Origin of the sequence: Streptomyces sp. CRCS-T-1 (assembly GCF_024442335.1) — a bacterium.
Lineage (GTDB): Bacteria > Actinomycetota > Actinomycetes > Streptomycetales > Streptomycetaceae > Streptomyces > Streptomyces koelreuteriae.
Map to the genome: position 1 here is coordinate 7,694,425 of NZ_CP101651.1, position 20,353 is coordinate 7,714,777.

Below are 20,353 nucleotides of genomic sequence, written 5' to 3' on the forward strand. Positions count from 1 at the left end.
TGAAGCAAGGGCTGGGGCGGCGGGGGACCCGGGGAAGAAGACGGGCTGCTGCGTAGCTGAGGGCCCCTCGGCCTGGGGGGGGCTGGGCCCTCGCCGACGAGGAGCACTCGCACCAGATCCGAGCGATGTGGCGCGCCTGGTGTACCGGACACCGGCCCTGGTCCGATCAGATGATGATCTGGGGGTCCGCAGGGGGCTGCTCACTTGGTCGTGTACCTGGGCACGCCGATGCGCGCGCTGTAGTCAGGTCGCTTCACGTGTCATCGGGAGGATCTGTGCGTTCGACGCTCATATGGCTCGTACGGCTGTGCTCGCTCGCGGCGTGGGTCGCGGCCGCTGTCGCCTGCATGTGGCTGCTGGGCGCCACAGCCATGGCCCGGCCCTGGCGCGAACCCTTCGTGTGGGGTGCCGTCGCGATGGGGTGTGCGGTGGTGCGGGTGGTGGCGCTGTGGGTGCTGCGCGGCGCGCCCAAGGCCGACGAGTTCACGGACGAGCTCTGGGTCAAGCTTCGCACCGGCGCTCTCTGGGCCATCGCCGCGTTCTCCTCCGCCTTGTTCGCCGTCGTCCTCCTGACCTCCTCCAACGCGGGCGGCGAACTCGACGACCTGCGTGATGCCGGCGCGACGGTGAGCACCGCGACGGTCGTGGAACGGCAGTCGACACGACAGGAGTTGAGCGACGGGGTCGTGAAGGGATACGTGTCCCGTCTCCTGGTCTCCGTGCCCGGCGGTGCGCAGCGGCTGGCCGTGCGAGGGGCTTACACGTACGAGAAGCCCGGCGAAGGCGCCGAGGTCGATGTTCTGTGGGCTCGGTCGGACCCCGGTCTCGGCGGCTACATCAACGAGAGCAAGGACTTGGCCACGCTCGCCGAGAACCGCTGGAACGCCTTTCAGGACGACGAGTCGGGCGCGGGCTCGCTGATCGCCTTCATCGTCGTCGCGCTCATCGGTGTGGCTCTGACCTCGCTGTTCACCCTGTTGCCCGACGCCGACGACCTCCAGGAGGTGGCCTGGTCGGCGCCCTTCCAGACCGTGCGCACCGCTCTGGCCACGCTGGTGTTCTGGGGTTGGAGCCCCATGATGCTGGGGATGCAGCCGAGCGTTCCACAGGTGATCGTCGCCGTCGGCAGTTCTTGCCTCGTCCTGCTGGGGTACGTCCTCACCTCGCTCCGCGGCTTCGGCTGATGAAACGGCCTCCTGCCGCTGTGCGCGGGATATGGCCTGGCGCCCCGGCGTACAGGGAGATGTGACCGCCGGGTCGGCCCCGACGCCAACGCCGAGCCAGGCCGTGTCTTTCGGATCCCGGGTGGCCTACTCGGCGGCTGCCCAGCAGCCCAAATTGTTCCGGTTCCCCTCCGCCGCCCGGCGCGGCGCGTCCGGCGATCCCAGCAGACCGTACGGCAGATACCCGGACCGGACACCGAGTTCCCACCCATGGACCTGGACGGCGAGGCAGGCCAGGGCCAGGGTGCCGAGGGGGAGGAGGGACCGGGGTGCGGGATCACCGGCATCGGCCTCGACGCCCTCCCGGTACGCGACCAGCCGGGCGACGAGGGCGTCCTCGAAGGCGTGCTGGTCGTCGTCGAGGAGTACGCGGAGCAGCCGCTGGTCCGCGCTCAGCCCGTCGCCGACCTCGTCGAGCCGCCGGGCGGCCTCCGTGCGCTCCCCGGCGTCCGGCTTGCGCAGCGGAACCGTAGGCCAGTCGCGGGGCAGATGCCCGGCCGCCTCGGTGAGATAGAGGCACAGGGCGTCCATGGCGGCGAGGTCGGCGGGGTCGGAGACGGAGGTGTACCGGTTGTAGGGCACGCCGTCACGGATGGCGGGCGCGTAGTCCTCGCGCAGCAGCAGCCCGGTGACCCGCTCCCAGTCCCACACATGCCCGCTGACGACACACATCTCGAACATGTCGAGCCACGTCCGCGCGGTGGGCGCCTCCTTGACCACGTCCCGGAAGGTGATGGGCCCGTCCCCGAACTCGTCGTCGTCCGGGTCCGTGCTGATCCGCTCCCCGACGAGGGGGAAGCGGAGTTCCTGATCCCCCTCGGGGAAGCACATGATGCTCAGCACTCCGTGCACGCACTCCGCGGCGGTGACGGCGACCGTGCCGGCCGCAGCGTCGAGCCCCGGCTCCGTCACCGTTCGCGCGGCGACATGGTCGAGCAGTTCGTCAGCCATGGCCCGGATCAGCGACGGCGAGATGCTGCCGTACCGCAGCGAGTGCCACCGCGTGAAGGCCCGCCCGTCGATGTCGTCGAGAGCCTCGGCCAACCGCTGCTCACCGACCTGATGGCATGTCACATTGCGCACGTACCCCGCCCCTTCATGAACTCCACGACTGGACGAAGCACGCTATCAACGGGCACTGACAGCACTGGAGCGCGCCGGACGGCCGTCCATTCCGGAACGGTCGAAGGGGCTTGGCGCGAGGCGCCCGACTGGGTGAAAGACCTGTTCAGGCGCCCTTTTACCAGCGGCGTAGCCACTTGTGGGCCGTGGGACGGGAGATGCCCATCTCCGCGGCGACATGTGCTACAGCCGGACCGGAGCGGACCCGCTCGATCAGCAGTCGCCTGCCGTGAACGGTCAACAACGCTCGTGATCAATACAGCTAGCGAGTGGGCCGCGATACCAGGGCACGTGTCGTAGAAGCCGTCTGGGCGCCCAGCTGGTCCAGGGCGGGCCCGCAGGCCCAAGTCGGAGCCCTGTGGCGCGCGAGTGTCCCTGGAGCTCGTGACACGGACATGGCGGAAGATGTATAGCGGACCCGATGCCCAACTGCTCGGCGAGGGTTCGGGTTAACCGTTCGGCAGTGCGGTCGCGCGCGCCTGCTCCTGACCTCTTGGCGGACTTCGGGGAAGGCGCATACGAGAATCCGAGAAGCGCTGTCGGCCGACAGCCCGTCGCGTCCGGGCATGCGTACCAGCAACTCGCCGGTCGTGCGCGGTGGTGGGTCCCAGGCCGCGACCCATTCCATCGCTAGGCGGTCGTCAGTTCCCGGATCAGCTCGGCCATCCGCTGGGACGGCGAGACCCTCAGTTCCCGTTGCAGAAGTCTGCGGTATTCCAGGTAGTGCTTGACCGCACAGGCGACATTGCCCTCTGCCGCGTGCACTTCGATGGCGATACGGTGGGCGGTCTCGCGGTAGGGGTCGACGGACGTGGCGGCGAGGGCCGCCTGGTGCGCCGCCAGGAACCTGTCGAGGGCGAGGAATTGCTGTGCCAGGGCCTCCAGCGCGTACAGACGCATATGGTCCCATCGTTCGCGTTCGAGTATCAGCCACTCGTCGTCCCACCCGAGCAGCAGCGGCCGGCTGAGTTCCTCGACGAGCCGGTCGAGATCGGCAGGCGTGGCCTGCAGCCCTTCCTCGGGCTCCAGGAGCTGGCGGGCGGCCCCGCAGACTTCCCAGTGGTCCACGGAGATGCACGGCGACAGCGCAAGACGGTGGCCTTCGCTGACCACGACGGTCTTCGGGCCGAGCTTGCGGCTCTGGCACAAGGCCGACCTGAGGTTGGCCGCGGCCCGCAGCGGGGTGCACTCCGGCCAGAGCTGCTCCGCGGCAGCGCGTCTGTGAATCCCTTCGCCGCGCACGGCGAACAGGGCGAGCAGACGCTGAGCCCCCGCCGGGACGGCGACCGGACGCCCGCCGCAGATTAATTCAAATGGGCCCAGGATTTGAAGACGCATTGCGTTCATCACAGCTAACACTGTGCTCGACGCGTTTTTCCGCTGCAACCGCTGTAACCCCGTCGGACCAGGCGTGCCCGCCGCACAGGGTGCTTCGAGAATCACCGATCCAACGCCCGAAAAACATTTCCTCGGCGCACCCGAAATGCATTATGAACGCTCCGTGAACGCTCCAGAAATGCCTCATCTGTAAATCTTGCATATTTCATCGAATATCCCCGGAACATCTTTGTGGGAAACCTGACTCGCAACCCAAGGAACCACGAGCGCTCGGAACGGAGGAGCGGATGGACGTCCGGTCGGTACTCAGCGCGGTTCCCGGTCAAGCCGGGCTTCTGGGCACGCCCGAGGTCCGCGTCGCCGTGCTGGACGGGCCCGTCGACTTTGCGCATCCGTGTTTCTCGGGAGCGGATCTCACCCAGCTGGCCACGCTGGTGCCGGATGCCGCCGGTTCCGGACCTATGTCGTTGCACGGCACCCACGTGGCCAGCCTTCTGTTCGGGCAGCCCGGATCTCCGGTGGCAGGCCTTCTGCCGCGGTGCCGCGGTTTCGTCCTCCCGGTGTTCCGGGAGTCCCCGGACGGCGGTGTGGCCCGGGTGCCCCAGCTCGACCTCGCCCGGGCGGTCGAACAGGCCGTGGAGGCGGGGGCCCACGTCATCAACATCAGCGGCGGCGAGCGCAGTGCGGACGGCAAGGCGGAGGCCATGCTGGAGCGGGCGCTTCGACGGTGCGCGGAGAACGGGGTGCTGGTGGTCGCGGCGGTCGGCAACGACGGCTGCGACTGCCTCCAGGCTCCTGCCGCCACGCCGTCCGTGCTCGCCGTCGGGGCGACCGACGCCGCCGGCGAGCCGCTGGACATCAACAACTGGGGGCCCGCCTATCGGACGAACGGCGTCCTCGCCCCCGGCCGGGACATCGAGGGCGCGGTTCCCGGTGGCCGAGTCGCCGCGCTGACCGGCAGCAGTTTCGCCACCCCGGCGGTCACCGGGGTCGCGGCACTGCTCGTGGCCCAGCAGATCGCCGAGGGGCGTGAACCGGACCCGCTCGCCGCCGGCCGGGCCATTCTCACCTCCGCGAGCCGCCCGCCGTGCGCCCCGGACGACGCGCCCAAGTGCCGTCGACTCCTCGGCGGCCACCTCGCCGCCGCGCGCGCCTTCGACCTCATCAGGGAGAGGGGCCCGGTCGTCCCCCAAGAGGTGCGGGGCGACCCCGTCAGCATCACCGTCGGCCCCTCGACGCCTCGGACGACCTACGCCGAACCGAAAGGAAGAGCCATCGCCATGGACACGAACGCCGTACACGCGCACGCCGGGGAGACGCCCGAGGGCCTGTCCGCGGCCGCGGCCCCGCCTCCCGCCACCACGGTCACACCGCCTGCCGAGCCGCCTCCGGCGCCCACGCTTCCTCCGTCGGTTCCCCAGACGGCCCCAGCCATCCCCCAGGCCGCGCCGGCATCTCAGCAGGCCATGCCGCAGGCGCCCCAACAAGTCGGGGCGCCGGCATTTCAGCAGGCGGTGCCGCAGGTCGGAGTTCAGCCCGCCGTCCAGCCGATGACACCGCCAGTCCCCGCGGCCGACGTCCCTCCGGCACCACCGGTGACGCAGCCCGCCTCACCTGCGCCCGTCCCGGTCGAGCAGGGCGTACGTCCCTCCTGCTCCGACTGCGGCGGCACCTGCGGAGGGAGTACGAGGGGAGCGACAGCGGCAACCATGAGCGGTCCCGTGAGTGGTCAGGGACGCCAGCTCATCTTCGCAATCGGCACGATTGGCTTCGACTACCGGACCGAGGCCCGCCGGGACAGCTTCCGGCAGCAGATGCCGGTCGAGTTCAGGCCGGCCACCGACGAGCACCCGGAGCAAGAGGTCCAGCCGAACGTCTACGACCCCAGGCAGCTCCACGCCTACCTGTCCAAGAACCCGTGGGCATGCGACAAGCTCACCTGGACGCTGAACATGGACGCCACACCGCTCTACGCGCTTGAGGCGGAGATGCCGGTGGGGATGGACTGGACGCGGCCCATCATCACGGACCGCGGTGCAACGCCGGACGCGGTGCGAGACAGCGCCAACGCGGCCGCGAGTGACAAGAGGGACCAACTGGCGGACATCGTGGACACCCTGTCGTACCCACCGGTGTCCACTGTCTACCGAACCTTCCGGGACGCCATCGTCGGACAGGTCCAGGACCGGAAGAGCGAAACGTACGTCTCGCGAGTGTCGATCCCGGGCGTCCTGACTGAGCGAACAGTACGCCTGTTCTCCGGCCAGGTGGTCCCTGTGGTCGAGGTGAAGAGCCGCGGTCTCTACACCTGGAACGAGCACGTCTTCGTCCAGTCGGTCATGCAGGCTCTGCAGCTCACCCCGTCGGTCGAAGGGGAATCGGCAAACCTGGAGAAGTCGGTCCGCACCTTCCTCGACAAGGTCTACTGGGAGTTCCGCAACCTCGGGCAGAGCTCCGCCGACCGGGCGCTGAACTTCGCCGGCACCAACGCCTTCGACGTCGGTAGGGAAATGGCCGAAGGAATGGCGGCCAAGGACGTACCGGGCCGTGGCAGGTCCGAAGAGGAACCGCTGTACGCCCTGGACACCATCAAGGTCTCCAAGAGCCCGTTCTGCCGCCCCGGTTCCGACTGCCAAGACGTCGTCATGACCTTCTTCGACCCGGAGAACGACCGAAGGGCGAAGCGCTCCGTCCTGTTCACCTACGACGTGAGCGACGAGCTCCCGGTCAGCCTCGCACCGCCTCACATCTTCATCGGCGGCTACTGACCGCTCTACGACACACCGGACCAGGGAGACCTCATGTACGAGACCCCGACTCGCCCCGAACTCAACGCTCCCCTCCAGACCCCGGCGGTTCACCGCAACCCCTGGGAGGCGCCGGCCGACAGAGCCGAGGACCGGGGCGCGGAAGCAGCCAAGTCGATGTGTGGGGACCTGACCGGCTCCGGCCGCGAGCTGTGCCGGGCCCTGCAACGCGACTAGCGACGACAGACCACCGGCGGCTATCTGTCGTCGGCCCACCCCACAGGTGAGAGGAGAAAACGATGAACGACACGCCGTTCACCCGCGAGGAGAGGCCCACCCGGCCCGCGGCACTCCGGACGCCGTTCCAGACTCCCGCGATCGACCGCAACCCCACCGTCACCCGGGGCGCCGACGGCGACGACTCGGGCGGAGTCGAGGCCAACTTCGACTTCGGCGGCCTGCTGAAGACGGCGGCAAACTTCCTGCTCTGAGGCCTCACACAGGGGCCATTGCGCGTCGGTGAGCGGGGCCGCGCGCCCCACTCACCGGCATCCGGATCGAAAAGGACAGCATCATGACTGCGACTGACAAGTGGCGTGAGGTCTCCCCCTCACCGGCCACCGCCCCGCGGACGCCGTACCAGACGCCCGCGATCGACCGGACCCCCGTCGGCACGGCCGGCCGCGGCAGCGACGCCGACGGTGTCGAGGCCGACTGGAGCCTCTCCGACATCCCGTGGCACTCCATCGGCAAGGCTGCTCGGGGTGCCCTGGACGCCGTGCTGTAGGCGAGGACCACCCGGCAGGACAACACTGAAAGGACAGTGCCATGAACGAAGAGATCACACTGCGGCGCCCTGGCCCCGGGCCGGTCACCGCCCTCCGGACGCCATTCCAGACGCCCGCTGTCGACCGGACTTCCGCCGGTGACCACGGGCGGCGGGACGGCACCGACGGCGTCGAGCCCAACCTGCCCATCCTGCCCCTGCTCGGCCTGGCCGGCTCGGCGATCGGCTCCCTGTTCGACTGAGTTCCGTGTCCCGGCGGCGCGGCCTGGCGGCCCACCGCCGGGACGGCGGCTGAAAGGACATCAGGATGAACAAGGAACCCAACCCGAAGAACCGGAAGAAGTCGCCGCCGCCACGCGGAGCGGCACCCCCACGTGCCGCTCAGGGCATGGAGCGTGCCGAGCGCTCCCGTACCCGGGCCGAGGCCGCAGGTGCTGCGGGCATTCGGCTCGACCTGCCCATCCAGGGCGCGACCATCGAGCGCAGGTGGGACCTCTATCAGCCCTATCTGCAGGTGACGGGGACGTATCAGCCCGTTGACCAACCCGAAGGAACCACAGGCCAGTTCCTGGAGGAGCCGGGGCCGAGGTCCATGACCGGTCACGTCGTGGCGGACCCCGCCCCCTCGCCCGGCCGCGACGCACGCGGCTGGAGCTGCCCGCCCAACGGCCCCTGCACGTGGGTCGGCATGGTCTAGGCGGCCAAGTGATCCAGGCGGCAGGCACGGCGCCGGAGTCCCGGCGCCGTTGCCAACGCCCCTTACGAAGGTGGGAAGACATGCCCACGATAGACACGCCAGAAGTCGAGCAGTCCCGCGTCGAACAGCGCCGCCAAGTCGCCGACGCGGCCCGGCGCTACCACGATTCGGCGCAGGCACGCGAGCAGGCCGAGGCGCGGACGGCGAAGGGCGTTCCCTTCCCCGACACTCCCCAGGCCCTGGCCGCCCGGGCCGAGCGCATCCTCAGCCGTGGCGGCGTTCCGACCACCGCTGTCGTCGCCCACATCCACGCCGAGCCCCTGGATCTCCCGCAGGCCCATGAGCGCATCATCGGCCTGGCCCACGACCTCCAGGCAGCGAACTTCCTGCCCCGCGGTGCCCGCGCGGCCCGTACGGTCGCGCGGATCACCCTGCGCCGTGACAGTCGCGAACTACCGCTCGGTACGGGTTTTCTGGTGTCCCCACGGCTCCTGATGACCAATCACCATGTGCTGCCGGGCGCCGACTTCGCTCGGACCTGCCTCGCCGAGTTCGACGCGCAAGTCGGCATCGACAACGCCCCCGACGACATCGTCCGGGTGGAGCTCATTCCCGACGAACTGTTCATCGCCCACGAGTCGTTGGACTACGCCCTGGTCGCGCTCACCCCGGTCGGCGGGGACGTACCGCCCGGTGAGGTGTTCGGCTGGAACCGCCTCAGCGGCCGCACCGGAAAGCTGGTCGTCGGCGAACTGGTGAACGTCATCGGCCACCCCAACGGCCGCCTGAAAGAGATCGCACTGCGCGACAACAGGCTGATCACACGGCTGGACGACTTCCTGCACTACCGAACGGACACGGAGCCGGGCAACTCGGGCTCCCCGGTCTTCAACGACCAGTGGGAAGTGGTCGCCCTCCATCACATGGGCGTCCCGGATACGGACGCGAGCGGACGTCCGCTGCGCAAGGACGGCGCGGTGTGGCAGCCCAGCGACGGCGAGGCCGCCCTTTCCTGGGTGGCCAACGAGGGCGTGCGCATCAGCTCCGTCCTGCGGCACGTGGCGGCGTCGCGACCGACGCCCACGCAGTGCGCTCTGCTCGCCGAGATGGGTCCCGAGGCGGGGCTCGGCAGCCACGAACCACAGGGGGCCGCGGAGCCCGAAAGCGTACGGCCCACCGGCCTCACCGCGGCCGAACGCAGAGCCGCGACCGGCTTGCGCGCCAGGGACGGGGCCTTCGGCGGCCACCGTCACCTGGTGTACCTGCACGGCAGGAGCCAGCACGGCAAGGACCCCGAGGCGCTCCGCCAAGAATGGACCGGCGGCCTCAACAAGGGCCTCGCGGCTGCGGGCCTGCGCTCGGTCGACCCGGTCGACGCCTGGTGCCCGTTCTACGGCGATCTGATGGCCGAGTTGATGGGCGCGAGGGAATCCCTCGGCGGTGTCCCGTCGCCCCCGGACTCCGTGGGATCCGAGACGAAGGCGTACGAGCAGATGCTCCTTGACGCGGCGGCCAGGGTCGGCATGCCCGAGGGCGACTACGAGAGGAAGGACGCCATGGCGGCCGAGGAGGGCCTCGACGGCGCGGTCCGTACGTTCCGGCGCGCGCTGGGCTGGGTGGCGGCCAGATCGGATCTCGACGAACGGACCATCGACGCGGTCTTCCGGGACGTGGCCAGGTATCTCAGCGAGCCGCGTGTGCGGGAGGCAGTGCTGGACATCGTGTCCGCGACCATGCCCGACCGCGGCGAACTGGTCTTCGTCACGCACAGCCTGGGCACCGTCGTAGGCGTCGATCTGATGAGCCGGCTGCCGTCCGGGATCGACCGGGCCGTACTGGTGACCCTGGGGAGCCCGCTGGGCATGGACGCCGTGAACGACCGGCTTCTTACCGCCGGTCCGCACCGGCCGGGGAACGTACGCACGTGGCTCAACGCCTGGTGCCCGGCGGACGCGGTCGCCATCGGCTGTCCGCTGCGCGACGGCCGCTGGGGCAGGGTCGAGCAGCCGGAGGTGGCCAACGGCAAGGACAAGGCGCACAACATCGCCGAGTACCTCGCCCACGCGAGCGTGGCGGGACCCATCGGCCGTGCCCTGCACTGACCGGTGGCCGGTCGACGCGCACGTCATTACCGGGCAGGGCTCCGGTCGGTCGGTGCCGATCTGGATGGCGGGGCGCAGTCGGCGGATCAAGCCCACTCCACCCACCGTCCCCGACGTCGCACCCTCCCGACACCACACCGGGGACTGGGCATTGCGCCAGGAGCACCGACCGCAAGAACGGGCTTGGAGATCGCGGAGCACCTCACAGCCAGCGTCACGAGCCCCCTCCCAGGCGGGCAAATGACGCCCCGCGAGGACTCGGATCGTGGCGCGAAATTAGCGCTCGACTGGTCCTGCGACGCGTTTCAGCGCTGTCTGTGCCCACACGTTCTCGGGGAGGGTCTGGAGAATGGCTGTCGGGCCGTGGTCCGCTCACCTCCGCAGCGCCTGGAGCATCGGGCCCGCGCGCCAGGCCGGTGCCACGCCGTCCTGAGGACGAGGGCCACCGTGCGGCCGGTCGGATCGCCAACACCCGGCAGGCGAAGGATGGGAGTTAGCGCGCAAGTCGGGCTCGATCGAGAGCGGGTTGAGTGAAGGGCGCCTGGCGGGTGAAGACCCAGGTCAGGCGCCTTTTCGCATGTGTTTAGAAGAACCCCAGCTTCTTCGCCGAGTACGACACCAACAGGTTTTTGGTCTGCTGGTAGTGGTCCAGCATCATCTTGTGGGTCTCGCGGCCGATCCCCGACTTCTTGTAGCCGCCGAACGCCGCGTGGGCCGGGTACGCGTGGTAGCAGTTGGTCCAGACGCGGCCCGCTTTGATCTCGCGGCCCAGGCGGTAGGCCGTGTTGCCGTCGCGGGTCCAGACGCCGGCGCCTAGGCCGTAGAGGGTGTCGTTGGCCAGTTTGAGGGCCTCGTCGACGGAGTCGTAGGTGGTGACCGAGACGACCGGGCCGAAGATCTCCTCCTGGAAGATGCGCATGTCGTTGGTGCCGCGGAAGATGGTCGGCTCGATGTAGTAGCCGCCCTCGAGGCCGGGGACGGCGCGGGGGTTGCCGCCCGTGACGACCTCGGCGCCCTCCTTCCTGCCGATGTCGAGGTAGGAGAGGATCTTCTCGTACTGGTCGTTGCTGGCCTGCGCGCCGATCATGGTGGCCGGGTCCAGGGGGTCGCCGCCGACGATGGCCTGGGTGCGTTCGACGCAACGGGCCATGAAATCGTCGTAGATGGAGGAGTGGATCAGGGCACGGGACGGACAGGTGCAGACCTCGCCCTGGTTGAGGGCGAACATCACGAAGCCCTCGACGGCCTTGTCCAGGAAGTCGTCGTCCGCTGCCGTGACGTCGGGCAGGAAGATGTTCGGGCTCTTGCCGCCCAGTTCCAGCGTGACAGGGATGATGTTCTCGCTCGCGTACTGCATGATCAGACGGCCGGTCGTCGTCTCCCCGGTGAAGGCCACCTTCGCCACGCGGGGGCTGGAGGCCAGCGGCTTGCCCGCCTCGACACCGAAGCCGTTCACGACGTTGACCACACCCGGGGGCAGCAGGTCGGCGATCAGTTCCATGACGTAGAGCAGGCTGACCGGGGTCTGCTCGGCCGGTTTGATGACGACGCAGTTGCCCGCGGCCAGCGCGGGGGCCAGCTTCCATGTGGCCATCAGGATCGGGAAGTTCCACGGGATGATCTGGCCGACCACGCCCAGCGGCTCGTGGAAGTGGTACGCGACCGTGTCGGCGTCGATCTCCGCGATGCTGCCCTCCTGGGCGCGGACGACACCGGCGAAGTACCGGAAGTGGTCGACGGCCAGCGGGATGTCGGCGGCCAGGGTCTCGCGGACCGGCTTGCCGTTCTCCCAGGTCTCGGCGACCGCGATCTTCTCCAGGTGCTCTTCCAGGCGGTCCGCGAACCTGTTGAGGATGCCCGCGCGTTCCGCGGTGGACGTGCGGCCCCATTTGTCGGCCGCCCGGTGCGCGGCGTCCAGGGCGAGGTCGACGTCGGCGGCGGAGGAGCGGGCCACCTCGCAGAAGACCTTGCCGGTCACCGGGCTCGGGTTCTCGAAGTAGCGGCCCTCGACCGGGGCGACGAAGTCACCGCCGATGAAGTTGTCGTAGCGCCGGGCGAAGCTGACGATGCTGCCGTCCGTTCCTGGCTGCGCGTACACCATGGCGGCTCTCCTCGGTGAAGGGCGGTGACAGATGACGCCCTTCATGGTGCTCTCGGGAGGTTGGCGCGAGGTTGGCGCCGAGGGGCCGGGCCTCGCGCGGCGGCGTCAGTCGCGCAGGGCCGTGGTCAGCCGGCCCGCCGCGATCGCCCGGCGCGTGTCCCTGGGGCCGAGCAGCCCCAGCGCGTGCTCGTGGATCTCCGCGTCGTACGGGGCCCGTTCGCCGTAGCGCAGGGCATGGTCCGGGCGGGTGCTCGCCAGGACGGCCTCGCGCACGGCCACTTCGAGGCGGGTGCGCCACTCCTCGATGCCGGGCGCCTGGGAACGGGGCAGGAGGGGACCGCCGTAGCGGCTCAGGGCCGTGTCCGTGTCGCCCCGCTCCAGCGCGCGCAGGACGTCGGCGGCGTCGCAGGACACCGGGATCGTCAGGGCGTAGCGGCGCGGGGCGATGCCGCCGCCGAGGGCGCGGCGCAGGTGGGAGATCTCCGCCTTGAAGGTGGACGCGGTGACCGGCCGGTCGCCGTACAGGGCGGCGCGCAGCCGCTCCGGGGAGAAGCCGTCCGGTTCGAGCGCGAGCAGGGTGAGGATCTCCAATTGGCGCGGGCGAAGGGGGAGGTGGCTACCGTCCGGTACGGCCTGGAGGGCCTGTTCGGGGCCCAGGCAGGTGAGCCGGAGCCGAGCCGCCTGGGGGCGGTTGTGTTCCGTCGTTGTGAGGCGGGCCTCGATGGTGGACACCAGTGTCCGTACGGTGGACATGGCCAGGGGGTGCGAGCGGTCCCAGGTGGTGGACAGGTCCAGGACGCCGAGGACCCGGCCGTCCGGGCCGTGCACGGGGGCGCAGTAGCAGACCCAGCCGTGCAGGGCCGACACCAGGTGCTCGGCCGAGAAGACCGAGCTGGGGCGGCCGGTGCGCAGCGCGAGGGACAGGGCGTTGGTACCCATGGCCTGCTCGTCCCACCGGCCGCCCGGCGCGAAGTTGACCCGCTCGGCCTTGCGGCGCATGGTCGGGCCGCCGCAGGTCCACAGGATCGTGCCGGACTCGTCGGTGACCGCCGTGACGAAACCGGCGTCCTCGGCGATGCTGTGCAGTTCGCCGGCGAGGCCGGAGACCGGCCGGTACAGCGGGGAGGACGTCCAGCGCTGGTGCACCGGACCGCCCTCGGTGACCGGGGCGCTGTCCCGGCCGGGGTCCACACTGCCGAGCGAACGCGCCCAGGACTCGGTCACCTCGTGACGCAACTGCGCGCTGCCGCCCGGCCGCGTGCCCGGGACGCTCAGCCGCGGTATCCAATGGGACCACTCGTGCTCCAGCGCGGTCCTGCGCTGCCGGAGGTCAGGGCGCTGTGACATGGCCTCTCCCTGCCGTCGTAGCCGTCGTACCGGTTCTCGGCGTGAGGTCAGTGTTACCGGACGCGCCGGGCCCGGTCGAGGAAACCGGCGGACCGGGGCCGGGGTTGCGTACGACTGGCCGGGAAGTGCCCAGCTCTGAACGGGCGACCGCCTGACTGGATGTTTGTCCGGACCCCGGGTGCCGCCGTACGGGTGACGGGTTCACTCGACCCGACGGACGGGGTCCCGGCCGCGTACCACCGGCGCGCGGCGTCGCGTTGCCCTGGCATGGACAGCACTGCGACGGCGCGGCGCCTGCTCGGGAACGACGCCGCGCCCCGGCCGTACGCCGAACTCACCAGCGGATACTCGGGCCATCCGCCGATCTACGCGGCCCTCGTCGCCGAATGGGAGGCCAGGGGCCATACGGCCCCGGAGCACCGCGACGGCCAGTGGGTCTCCTTCGCCGCGCCGACGGAGAGCGAGACCTGGACCGCCGTACCCGCGTGGAACACCGGCTCGCATCTGGGTCCGGTCGTCGTCCCGGCGGGTGCGCATCCGGTTGTCGGCATGCCCACCGGGTCGGTGGTCCCTCCCGGGGTACATCCGACCCCCGGCCGGTACACAGGCCTGGTCGCCTCATCCGGTCTGCGCCCGGCCGCTCCCACCACCGCCCGCCTCACCAACCCTCAAGCGCCACCGGCTCCGCGCTGACCGGTGCCAGGACCGCGAGGGTGCCCGTGGCCTCGTGGAGGGCGGACTCGAGGGTGCCGGGGGAGTGCAGGGCGCCGGTGCCGTCCGGTGGGACGAGCCACTCCAGGCGGCCGGCGGGCCGGTACGGCGGCGGTACCGCGACCCAGGAACCGCGGCCGACGTGCCGGACCCCGAACCCGACCCACTCGCTGACGGGGTCGGGCGGCAGGAAGAAGCCGACTCTGCGGGCCGTGCAGTCCACCAGGGTGGGGCCGGGCACCTTCAGCGGATCGCGCCACAGGTAGTCCAGGGCGAGCAGCCCGAGCCGGTCGGGAACGCTCAGCACGTCCCAGTACCGCCCGGCCTCCACGAGGACCGTGCCCGCGCCGTAGTCCCACTCCCGCTTGCATTCCTGGGGGTCCGTGGCGGCCGCGGCGAGCCACTCGACGGCTTGCTTCCACATGACGCTCTGCATGGCCACCCCAGGCACAGTCGGCGCGCCCCGCAGGACGCACACGGGACACGGGCCGGTGGCCCGCGGGAATCCGGGAGATCCGCGGTGCCGATCCGGCCCCAGTCATGCTCGTAGATATTTCTAGGCGCCGGAAGGGGTGGCGTGGCCTGGCGTTTGGGTCGGGCATGTCCCGGTCGAAAGCGGGCACTCGACGACGCGTCACGTAAGACCGCGATCAACTCCGAGCGCGTCCATGGTGCCCATACGAAACCGGCCACTGGCCGATGAACGACTCGGGGAGAACTCGAGGAGCGTGCCGGACGGATGGGCCGTCGTCGCCGGAAATGCGCGGTCCCCAGGCGCACCCGTCACCCCGTGTTCGCGGCCGCTGTGCGCGAGGTGTGGACCAGTCCACGAGGGCGCGCGGGCGGGATGTGCGAATCAGGGAAGTTTGCCTTCACAAAACCTTCCAGTGTGCTGGCCAGAACCCGTCTTGTTCGGTCAACTCCGAACGCACCAAGGTGGATTGAGCACTTGAGCATCAGGAGTCACAAGCGCGCTGCTTGACCTGTGCGACCGAACCGCGCGGGTACTGACGGGGGAACTGATGAGGTGCGCGTGCCCACCGATGACGCTCGGCGGGCAGTTCCTCGCGCACGGCCGGAACGTCCCTCCCTCACCGTCTCTTGGTGCCGTCATCCGGTGCCCGAGACAGAGATAGGAGGGGGAATGCCGATGAGCGCGGTGAACGCCGCCAAGCCGACGTATCCCGGTGTCTACGTCGAAGAGCTTCCCAGCAGCACCCGCACCATCTCGACCCTGACCACTTCGGTGACCGCCTTCGTGGGCCACACCCGCCGCGGTCCGCTGAACGAGCCGGTGCGCGTCACCAGCTTCACGGAGTTCGAGCGCCGCTTCGGGGGGCTGAGCGCGCAGAGCGCCGTCGGCTACGCCGTTCACCAGTTCTTCGGCAACGGCGGCACCGTCGCCGTGATCGTCCGGGTCGCCAAGGCCGGCAGCGGCCAGGCCGCCTGCGTCGCGCTGGAGTCCACCGAGGGCCACAGCGAGTGCGACGTCCTCAAGGTGCACGCCAGGGAACCCGGCGTGTGGGGCAACGGCCTGCGCGTCGCCGTCGACTACGACACGCCCTGCCCCGACGAGACCTTCAACCTGCGCGTCCACGACGCCAAGGGCGAGGCCCGCGAGAGCTTCACCGGTCTGTCCGCCGACCCCTCCAACGGCCGGTATGTGCAGACCGTCGTCAACGCCGGCTCCCGGCTGATCCGCGTCGAGGTCGTCGGCGAGGGCCGTCCCGACCCGTCCGGCACCGTCTCCAAGCCGTTCGGGCACGAACTGCCCGACCTCGCCGTGGACCTCACCGTCAAGATCGGCGACGTCGAGCGGGAGTTCACGCTCTACGACCCCGACTGCGACGGCGAGGCCCCCTCCGGCGTGGCCGAGCTGGCGCTGCTGCTGGAGCGCAAGCTGCGCGCCCTGCCCGACGCGCCGGGCAAGCACGCCTTCGCCGGTGCCGAGGTCACCGCCTTCGGCCGGCGTGTCCAGGTCGTCGCGGGCTCCACCGACCCCGAGGACGTCGTCCGCTTCGTCGGCGAGTGCGCCAACGACCTCGGCCTGGAGGCCTCGGTCAACCCGCCCGTCTTCCCGCTGGAGGGCGGCGAGGACGGCGAGGCGCCCGGCCCGCGCGACCTCATCGGCTCCGAGGCCGACAAGTCCGGCATCCAGTCGCTGCGCGGCGTCCCCGACGTCAACCTCCTCGTGCTGCCCGAACTCGCGGCGTACGAGAAGGCCGAGGACGCCCTCACCGTCGTCTCGGCCGCCCAGCGGCTCTGCCAGGAGCGGCGGATCTTCCTGCTCGTCGACGCGCCGAGCACCTGGGTCAGCGTGGACACCGCCCGAGCCGGGCTCGCCGCGTTCGACGCCGTCCGCGGCAACCACGCGGGCCTGTACTTCCCGCACCTCCAGCTCACCGACCCGCTCACCGGCCGGCTGCGCTCCTTCCCGCCGTCCGGCGCGGTCGCGGGCGTCATCGCCCGTACGGACTCCGAGCGCGGTGTGTGGAAGGCCCCGGCCGGCACCGAGGCGCGCCTCGCGGGCGTGCACTCCCTCACGGTGAACCTCACCGACCGCGAGACCGGCCTGCTCAACCCGCTCGGCGTCAACGTCCTGCGGACCTTCCCGGTGACCGGCCCGGTCGTCTGGGGCGCCCGCACGCTGGAGGGCTCCGACGCCCTCGACAGCGAGTGGAAGTACGTGCCGGTACGGCGGCTCGCCCTGCATGTCGAGGAGAGCCTCCAGCGGGGCCTGCAATGGGTGGTGTTCGAGCCCAACGACGAGAACCTGTGGCAGCAGATCCGCCTCAACGCCTCCTCCTACCTGCACACGCTCTTCCGCCAGGGCGCCTTCAAGGGCGGCACGCCGCGCGAGGCCTACTTCGTCAAGTGCGACAGCGACACCACGACCGACGAGGACATCGAGAACGGCATCGTCAACGTCCTGGTCGGCATCGCGCCGGTCCGCCCGGCCGAGTTCGTGATCGTCAAGATCCAGCAGACGTCCGGCCAGTTCGCGCTCTGAGGAACGCTCCAAGGAACCCCTGAGGACATTTCGATGGCAGAGTTCACCGTCAACGCCCATCGTTTCGACCCCTACAAGAACTTCAAGTTCCTGGTCCTGTGGGACGGTCGGACGGTCGCGGGCATCAGCAAGATCAGTCCGCTGAAGCGGACCACCGAGGTCGTCAAGCACCGCCACGGCGGCGACCCCTCGTCCCCGCGCAAGTCGCCGGGCCGCTCCGAGTTCGAGGGCATCACCCTGGAGCGCGGCGTCACGCACGACCCCGAGTTCGACCGCTGGGCCAACAAGGTCTGGCAGGTCGGCGCGGGCCTCGGCTCGGAGGTGTCCCTCGCGGACTTCCGCAAGGACATCGTCATCCAGGTCCTCAACGAGGCCGGCCAGGTCGCCGTCTCGCACAAGCTGTACCGGACCTGGCCCAGCGAGTACCAGGTCCTCGGCGAACTGGACGCCAACGCCAACGCGGTGGCCATCCAGTCGCTGAAGCTGGAGTGCGAGGGGTGGGAGCGGGATTACGAGGTGGCGGAGCCGGAAGAGCCGTCGTTCCTCAACCCGGCGTAGGCGCTCCGCTGGGAGAGCCGCGATGGGGTTGTTGTTCGTCTGCGGGTTCGTCTGGGCTGGTCGCGCAGTTCCCCGCGCCCCTTTGGGGCGCGCTGCTGAGCCGCGTGGGTGCATGGGAACTGTTCGGACACTGGCAAGGGGGGACAGAAGGTGATCACGCGGGCGGACGACGTCCTGGCCACCTGGGAGTCCGGGCTCGGGCAGGCGTCGGCCGGGCGTGCGGTGCTGTTGCACCGGGCTGCCCGGCCGGATCTGGGCGGGGATCAGCAGGCGCTGCTCTCGCTGCCGGTCGGGGAGCGGGAGGCGGATCTGTTCGCGCTGCGCCGGGCCTTGTTCGGCGAGCGGATGCAGGTGCGGCTGGAGTGCCGGGCGTGTGGCGCGGACATGGAGTTCGAGCTGGACGCCGGGGAGTTCGCCCGCACCCTGGCCGACCGCGGTGATCCGCTGGTGCGGGTCGCCGAGGACGGCTGGGAGGTCGAGTTCCGGGTGCCCGGCGTCGCCGACCTGACGGCGGCGGCCCGGGATGCCGACCCGCGCCGGGCGCTGCTCGCCCGCTGTGTGGTCACCGCCGTACACGACGGGCGGCCCGTGTCCGCGGACACACTGCCCGTCGCCGTACAGCGGCGGATCGCCGAGGCGGCGCAGTCCGCCGACCCGGGGGCCGACGTCACGCTCGCCATCGCCTGCCCCGAATGCGAGGAGCCCACCCGGGCCGAGCTGGACATCGCCTCCTACCTGTGGACCGAACTGGACGCCTGGGCCCGGGACCTGCTGCTCGACGTCCATCTGCTCGCCACCGCCTACGGCTGGAGCGAGCCGGAGATCCTGGCGCTCAGCCCGCTGCGGCGCCGCTACTACCTGGAGCTGTGTGCGGATGTCTGACTCCACCTCGCAAGGGCGGCCGGAGCCCGACTTCCTCGACCGGCTGCTCGCCCGGCACGCGGCGCCCGCCGAGCGGCGCACCGGCGTGGTGCGGGTACGGCCGCGGCTGGCCGGCCCCTTCGAACGCGTCGAGGCCGTACGGGCCGCCGCACCCGACCCGGACGGCACCGAGCCGCTGTGGCCCGTCGCCGCCCCGGCCGCCGTCGCCCGGCCGGACGGGACGCGCCCGGCGGCCCGCGAGGTCGTCCGTACGGAACGCGAGCGGACGGTCGTACGGACCGAGCAGGCCCCGGCGCACGACGAGCCCGCACCGCGTCCGGCCGCACGGCCGGCCGAGTCCGAAGGGCCGCTGCTGCGGCCCGTCACCTCCACGGGCCCCGTGCTGCGGCCGGTCCCCGACACCGCCCGCCGCGCGGCGGGCCGGGGCCGTACCGAGCGGGCGGCCCCCACGAACGCGGCGTCCGTCCCGACCCCCCCTGGCGCGGACGCCGCTTCCCCAGCCGCCGTGTCCGCCCCGCTGCTCCCCAGCGCGGCGGACACGGCGGCCGCACGCGACGCCGTCCGGCAGGCGGCGGCCCGCCGCCCCGGGCGCCCGCCCGAGCAGGTGGTGCAGGTGCGGATCGGGCGGCTGGAGGTCACCGCGGGTGGTACGCCGCAGGACGGTGCCGGCAGGCCCCGGCCGCGGGACGCCGAGCGGCCCCGGGCCGCGGTCAGCCTGGCGGACTACCTGGCCAGGGGACGCGAGTGAGTGAGCCGCGACGGCACGGCAGCCGTACGACGAGAAGGACCAGGACCAGGAGAGGGACCGAGGAACCGACGCCATGAGCAACGCACTTGCCCTCGCCCACGTCACCCAGGCCCTCGCCCTGCTGATCGAGGCCAACCTGCCGCCGGACATCGACATCGCGGTGAAGGTCGAGCCGCGCAAGCCGCCGGCCGACCCGCCCCTCGAACCGACCATCACCGTGTTCCTGTACCAGGTCACGCCCAACACCTCGCAGCGCAACCACGACCTGCCGACCCGGGCGTCCGACGGGACCCTGGTCCGGCGTCCGGCCGCCGCGCTCGACCTGCACTACCTGATCAGCGCGTACGGCGAGGAGGCGGAACTGGTCGGGCAGCGCCTGATCGGCTCGGTGGTGCGCACGCTGCACGAGATACCCGTACTGCCCAGGGACATCATCGAACTCGCCGGTCAGCGACCGCACTTGAACGGGAGCGACCTGGCCGAGGCGGTGCAGCGGGTGCGGTTCACGCCGACGGCGATGGACGTCGACGAGACGTCCAAGCTGTGGGGGATGCTCCACCAGACGCCGTACACGCTGTCCGTCGTCTACCAGGCGGTCCTCGTCCTCATCGACGGGCGTGAGACGCCGGTGCCGGCGAAGCCGGTGGAGCGGCCGGAGGTGCGGGTGCTGCCGCTCGGGGCGGCGGGGGCTCCGGCTCCGGGTGTGACGTCCCAGGAGGCGGTGGCGGTGGAGGCGGATGAGCCGGTCGGGCCCTCGGGGAAGGCCGCGGAACCCGCCGACGAGCCGACGCAGGCCGTGGCGGGGGCCGTGGCGAGGGCCGAGACGAAGCCGCCCGCCAAGTCGGCCCGGGGCCGCAAGCCGGCCCAACCGGCCAGGACGGCGAAGAAGCCGGCCGCCAGGCCCGCGAAGTCCGCACGGTCACAGCCGCCGGCCAAGAACGCCGACGGCAGTGAGGACACGGAGAACTGAGGCACATGGG

General features: G+C 70.8%; 19 protein-coding genes and 1 pseudogene. 14 read left to right on the top strand and 6 right to left on the bottom strand.

Features of this window, described 5'->3' with window-relative positions:
* Nucleotides 1-275: 275 nt before the first annotated feature.
* Nucleotides 276-1,184, top strand: a complete 909-nt coding sequence (locus NNW99_RS34845) for a hypothetical protein (RefSeq protein ID WP_215123150.1) — start codon at nt 276-278, stop codon at nt 1,182-1,184.
* Between the two features lie 126 nt (nt 1,185-1,310).
* On the opposite strand, the gene NNW99_RS34850 is transcribed toward NNW99_RS34845, so the two are convergent.
* The 3 genes and pseudogenes from NNW99_RS34850 to NNW99_RS34860 form a co-directional block, all read right to left on the bottom strand.
* Nucleotides 1,311-2,306, bottom strand: a complete 996-nt coding sequence (locus NNW99_RS34850; RefSeq protein ID WP_215123151.1) for an immunity 49 family protein — start codon at nt 2,304-2,306, stop codon at nt 1,311-1,313.
* 160 nt (nt 2,307-2,466) lie between these two features.
* Nucleotides 2,467-2,589: pseudogene (locus NNW99_RS34855) on the bottom strand (helix-turn-helix domain-containing protein); the annotation flags it as partial.
* A gap of 386 nt (nt 2,590-2,975) precedes the next feature.
* The gene (locus tag NNW99_RS34860; RefSeq protein WP_215123152.1) at nt 2,976-3,683 is read right to left on the bottom strand and encodes a BTAD domain-containing putative transcriptional regulator; all 708 of its coding nucleotides are present in this window, start codon (nt 3,681-3,683) and stop codon (nt 2,976-2,978) included.
* Nucleotides 3,684-3,970: 287 nt separating this feature from the next.
* On the opposite strand from NNW99_RS34860, the gene NNW99_RS34865 reads away from it, so the two are divergent.
* The 7 genes from NNW99_RS34865 (at nt 3,971) to NNW99_RS34895 (ending at nt 10,016) form a co-directional block, all read left to right on the top strand.
* On the top strand, nt 3,971-6,451 hold the full coding sequence (locus NNW99_RS34865; RefSeq protein WP_251058009.1) for a S8 family serine peptidase: 2,481 nt from the start codon (nt 3,971-3,973) through the stop codon (nt 6,449-6,451).
* A 33-nt stretch (nt 6,452-6,484) separates the two neighbouring features.
* Entirely contained in the window at nt 6,485-6,667 is a 183-nt protein-coding gene (locus NNW99_RS34870; RefSeq protein WP_215123154.1) for a hypothetical protein, read from the top strand.
* 62 nt (nt 6,668-6,729) lie between these two features.
* Complete coding sequence (locus NNW99_RS34875; protein WP_215123155.1) at nt 6,730-6,921, top strand: hypothetical protein; 192 nt, start codon at nt 6,730-6,732, stop codon at nt 6,919-6,921.
* An 83-nt stretch (nt 6,922-7,004) separates the two neighbouring features.
* Nucleotides 7,005-7,217, top strand: a complete 213-nt coding sequence (locus tag NNW99_RS34880; RefSeq protein ID WP_215123156.1) for a hypothetical protein — start codon at nt 7,005-7,007, stop codon at nt 7,215-7,217.
* Nucleotides 7,218-7,258: 41 nt separating this feature from the next.
* On the top strand, nt 7,259-7,459 hold the full coding sequence (locus tag NNW99_RS34885) for a hypothetical protein (RefSeq protein WP_215123157.1): 201 nt from the start codon (nt 7,259-7,261) through the stop codon (nt 7,457-7,459).
* Between the two features lie 65 nt (nt 7,460-7,524).
* Nucleotides 7,525-7,914 carry a hypothetical protein gene (locus NNW99_RS34890; RefSeq protein WP_215123158.1) on the top strand — a complete coding sequence of 130 codons (390 nt, stop codon included), beginning with the start codon at nt 7,525-7,527 and terminating at the stop codon, nt 7,912-7,914.
* Nucleotides 7,915-7,994: 80 nt separating this feature from the next.
* Nucleotides 7,995-10,016, top strand: a complete 2,022-nt coding sequence (locus tag NNW99_RS34895) for a serine protease (protein WP_215123159.1) — start codon at nt 7,995-7,997, stop codon at nt 10,014-10,016.
* 583 nt (nt 10,017-10,599) lie between these two features.
* On the opposite strand, the gene adh is transcribed toward NNW99_RS34895, so the two are convergent.
* The gene (adh, locus tag NNW99_RS34900) at nt 10,600-12,117 is read right to left on the bottom strand and encodes an aldehyde dehydrogenase (protein WP_215123160.1); all 1,518 of its coding nucleotides are present in this window, start codon (nt 12,115-12,117) and stop codon (nt 10,600-10,602) included.
* A gap of 105 nt (nt 12,118-12,222) precedes the next feature.
* Nucleotides 12,223-13,464, bottom strand: a complete 1,242-nt coding sequence (locus NNW99_RS34905) for a transcriptional regulator (protein ID WP_215123161.1) — start codon at nt 13,462-13,464, stop codon at nt 12,223-12,225.
* 267 nt (nt 13,465-13,731) lie between these two features.
* Between NNW99_RS34905 and NNW99_RS34910 the strand changes: the two genes are divergently transcribed.
* Nucleotides 13,732-14,157, top strand: a complete 426-nt coding sequence (locus NNW99_RS34910; RefSeq protein WP_251058010.1) for a hypothetical protein — start codon at nt 13,732-13,734, stop codon at nt 14,155-14,157.
* Here the strand turns inward: NNW99_RS34910 and NNW99_RS34915 are convergent.
* Complete coding sequence (locus NNW99_RS34915; RefSeq protein ID WP_215124556.1) at nt 14,123-14,611, bottom strand: hypothetical protein; 489 nt, start codon at nt 14,609-14,611, stop codon at nt 14,123-14,125. The two genes, NNW99_RS34910 and NNW99_RS34915, sit on opposite strands and share 35 nt — an antisense overlap.
* Before the next feature lie 708 nt (nt 14,612-15,319).
* On the opposite strand from NNW99_RS34915, the gene NNW99_RS34920 reads away from it, so the two are divergent.
* The 5 genes from NNW99_RS34920 (at nt 15,320) to NNW99_RS34940 (ending at nt 20,343) form a co-directional block, all read left to right on the top strand.
* Nucleotides 15,320-17,185 carry a phage tail sheath subtilisin-like domain-containing protein gene (locus tag NNW99_RS34920; RefSeq protein ID WP_215123162.1) on the top strand — a complete coding sequence of 622 codons (1,866 nt, stop codon included), beginning with the start codon at nt 15,320-15,322 and terminating at the stop codon, nt 17,183-17,185.
* A gap of 33 nt (nt 17,186-17,218) precedes the next feature.
* A complete protein-coding gene (locus NNW99_RS34925) occupies nt 17,219-17,743 on the top strand; it encodes a phage tail protein (protein ID WP_184562456.1) in 525 nt (174 codons plus the stop codon).
* Between the two features lie 150 nt (nt 17,744-17,893).
* Nucleotides 17,894-18,625 carry a hypothetical protein gene (locus NNW99_RS34930; RefSeq protein ID WP_215123163.1) on the top strand — a complete coding sequence of 244 codons (732 nt, stop codon included), beginning with the start codon at nt 17,894-17,896 and terminating at the stop codon, nt 18,623-18,625.
* The gene (locus NNW99_RS34935; RefSeq protein ID WP_215123164.1) at nt 18,618-19,373 is read left to right on the top strand and encodes a hypothetical protein; all 756 of its coding nucleotides are present in this window, start codon (nt 18,618-18,620) and stop codon (nt 19,371-19,373) included. The genes NNW99_RS34930 and NNW99_RS34935 overlap by 8 nt, the downstream gene beginning before the upstream one ends.
* A gap of 73 nt (nt 19,374-19,446) precedes the next feature.
* Nucleotides 19,447-20,343: a DUF4255 domain-containing protein gene (locus tag NNW99_RS34940; protein ID WP_215123165.1), complete on the top strand. Its 897-nt coding sequence runs from the start codon at nt 19,447-19,449 to the stop codon at nt 20,341-20,343.
* Nucleotides 20,344-20,353: the final 10 nt, after the last annotated feature.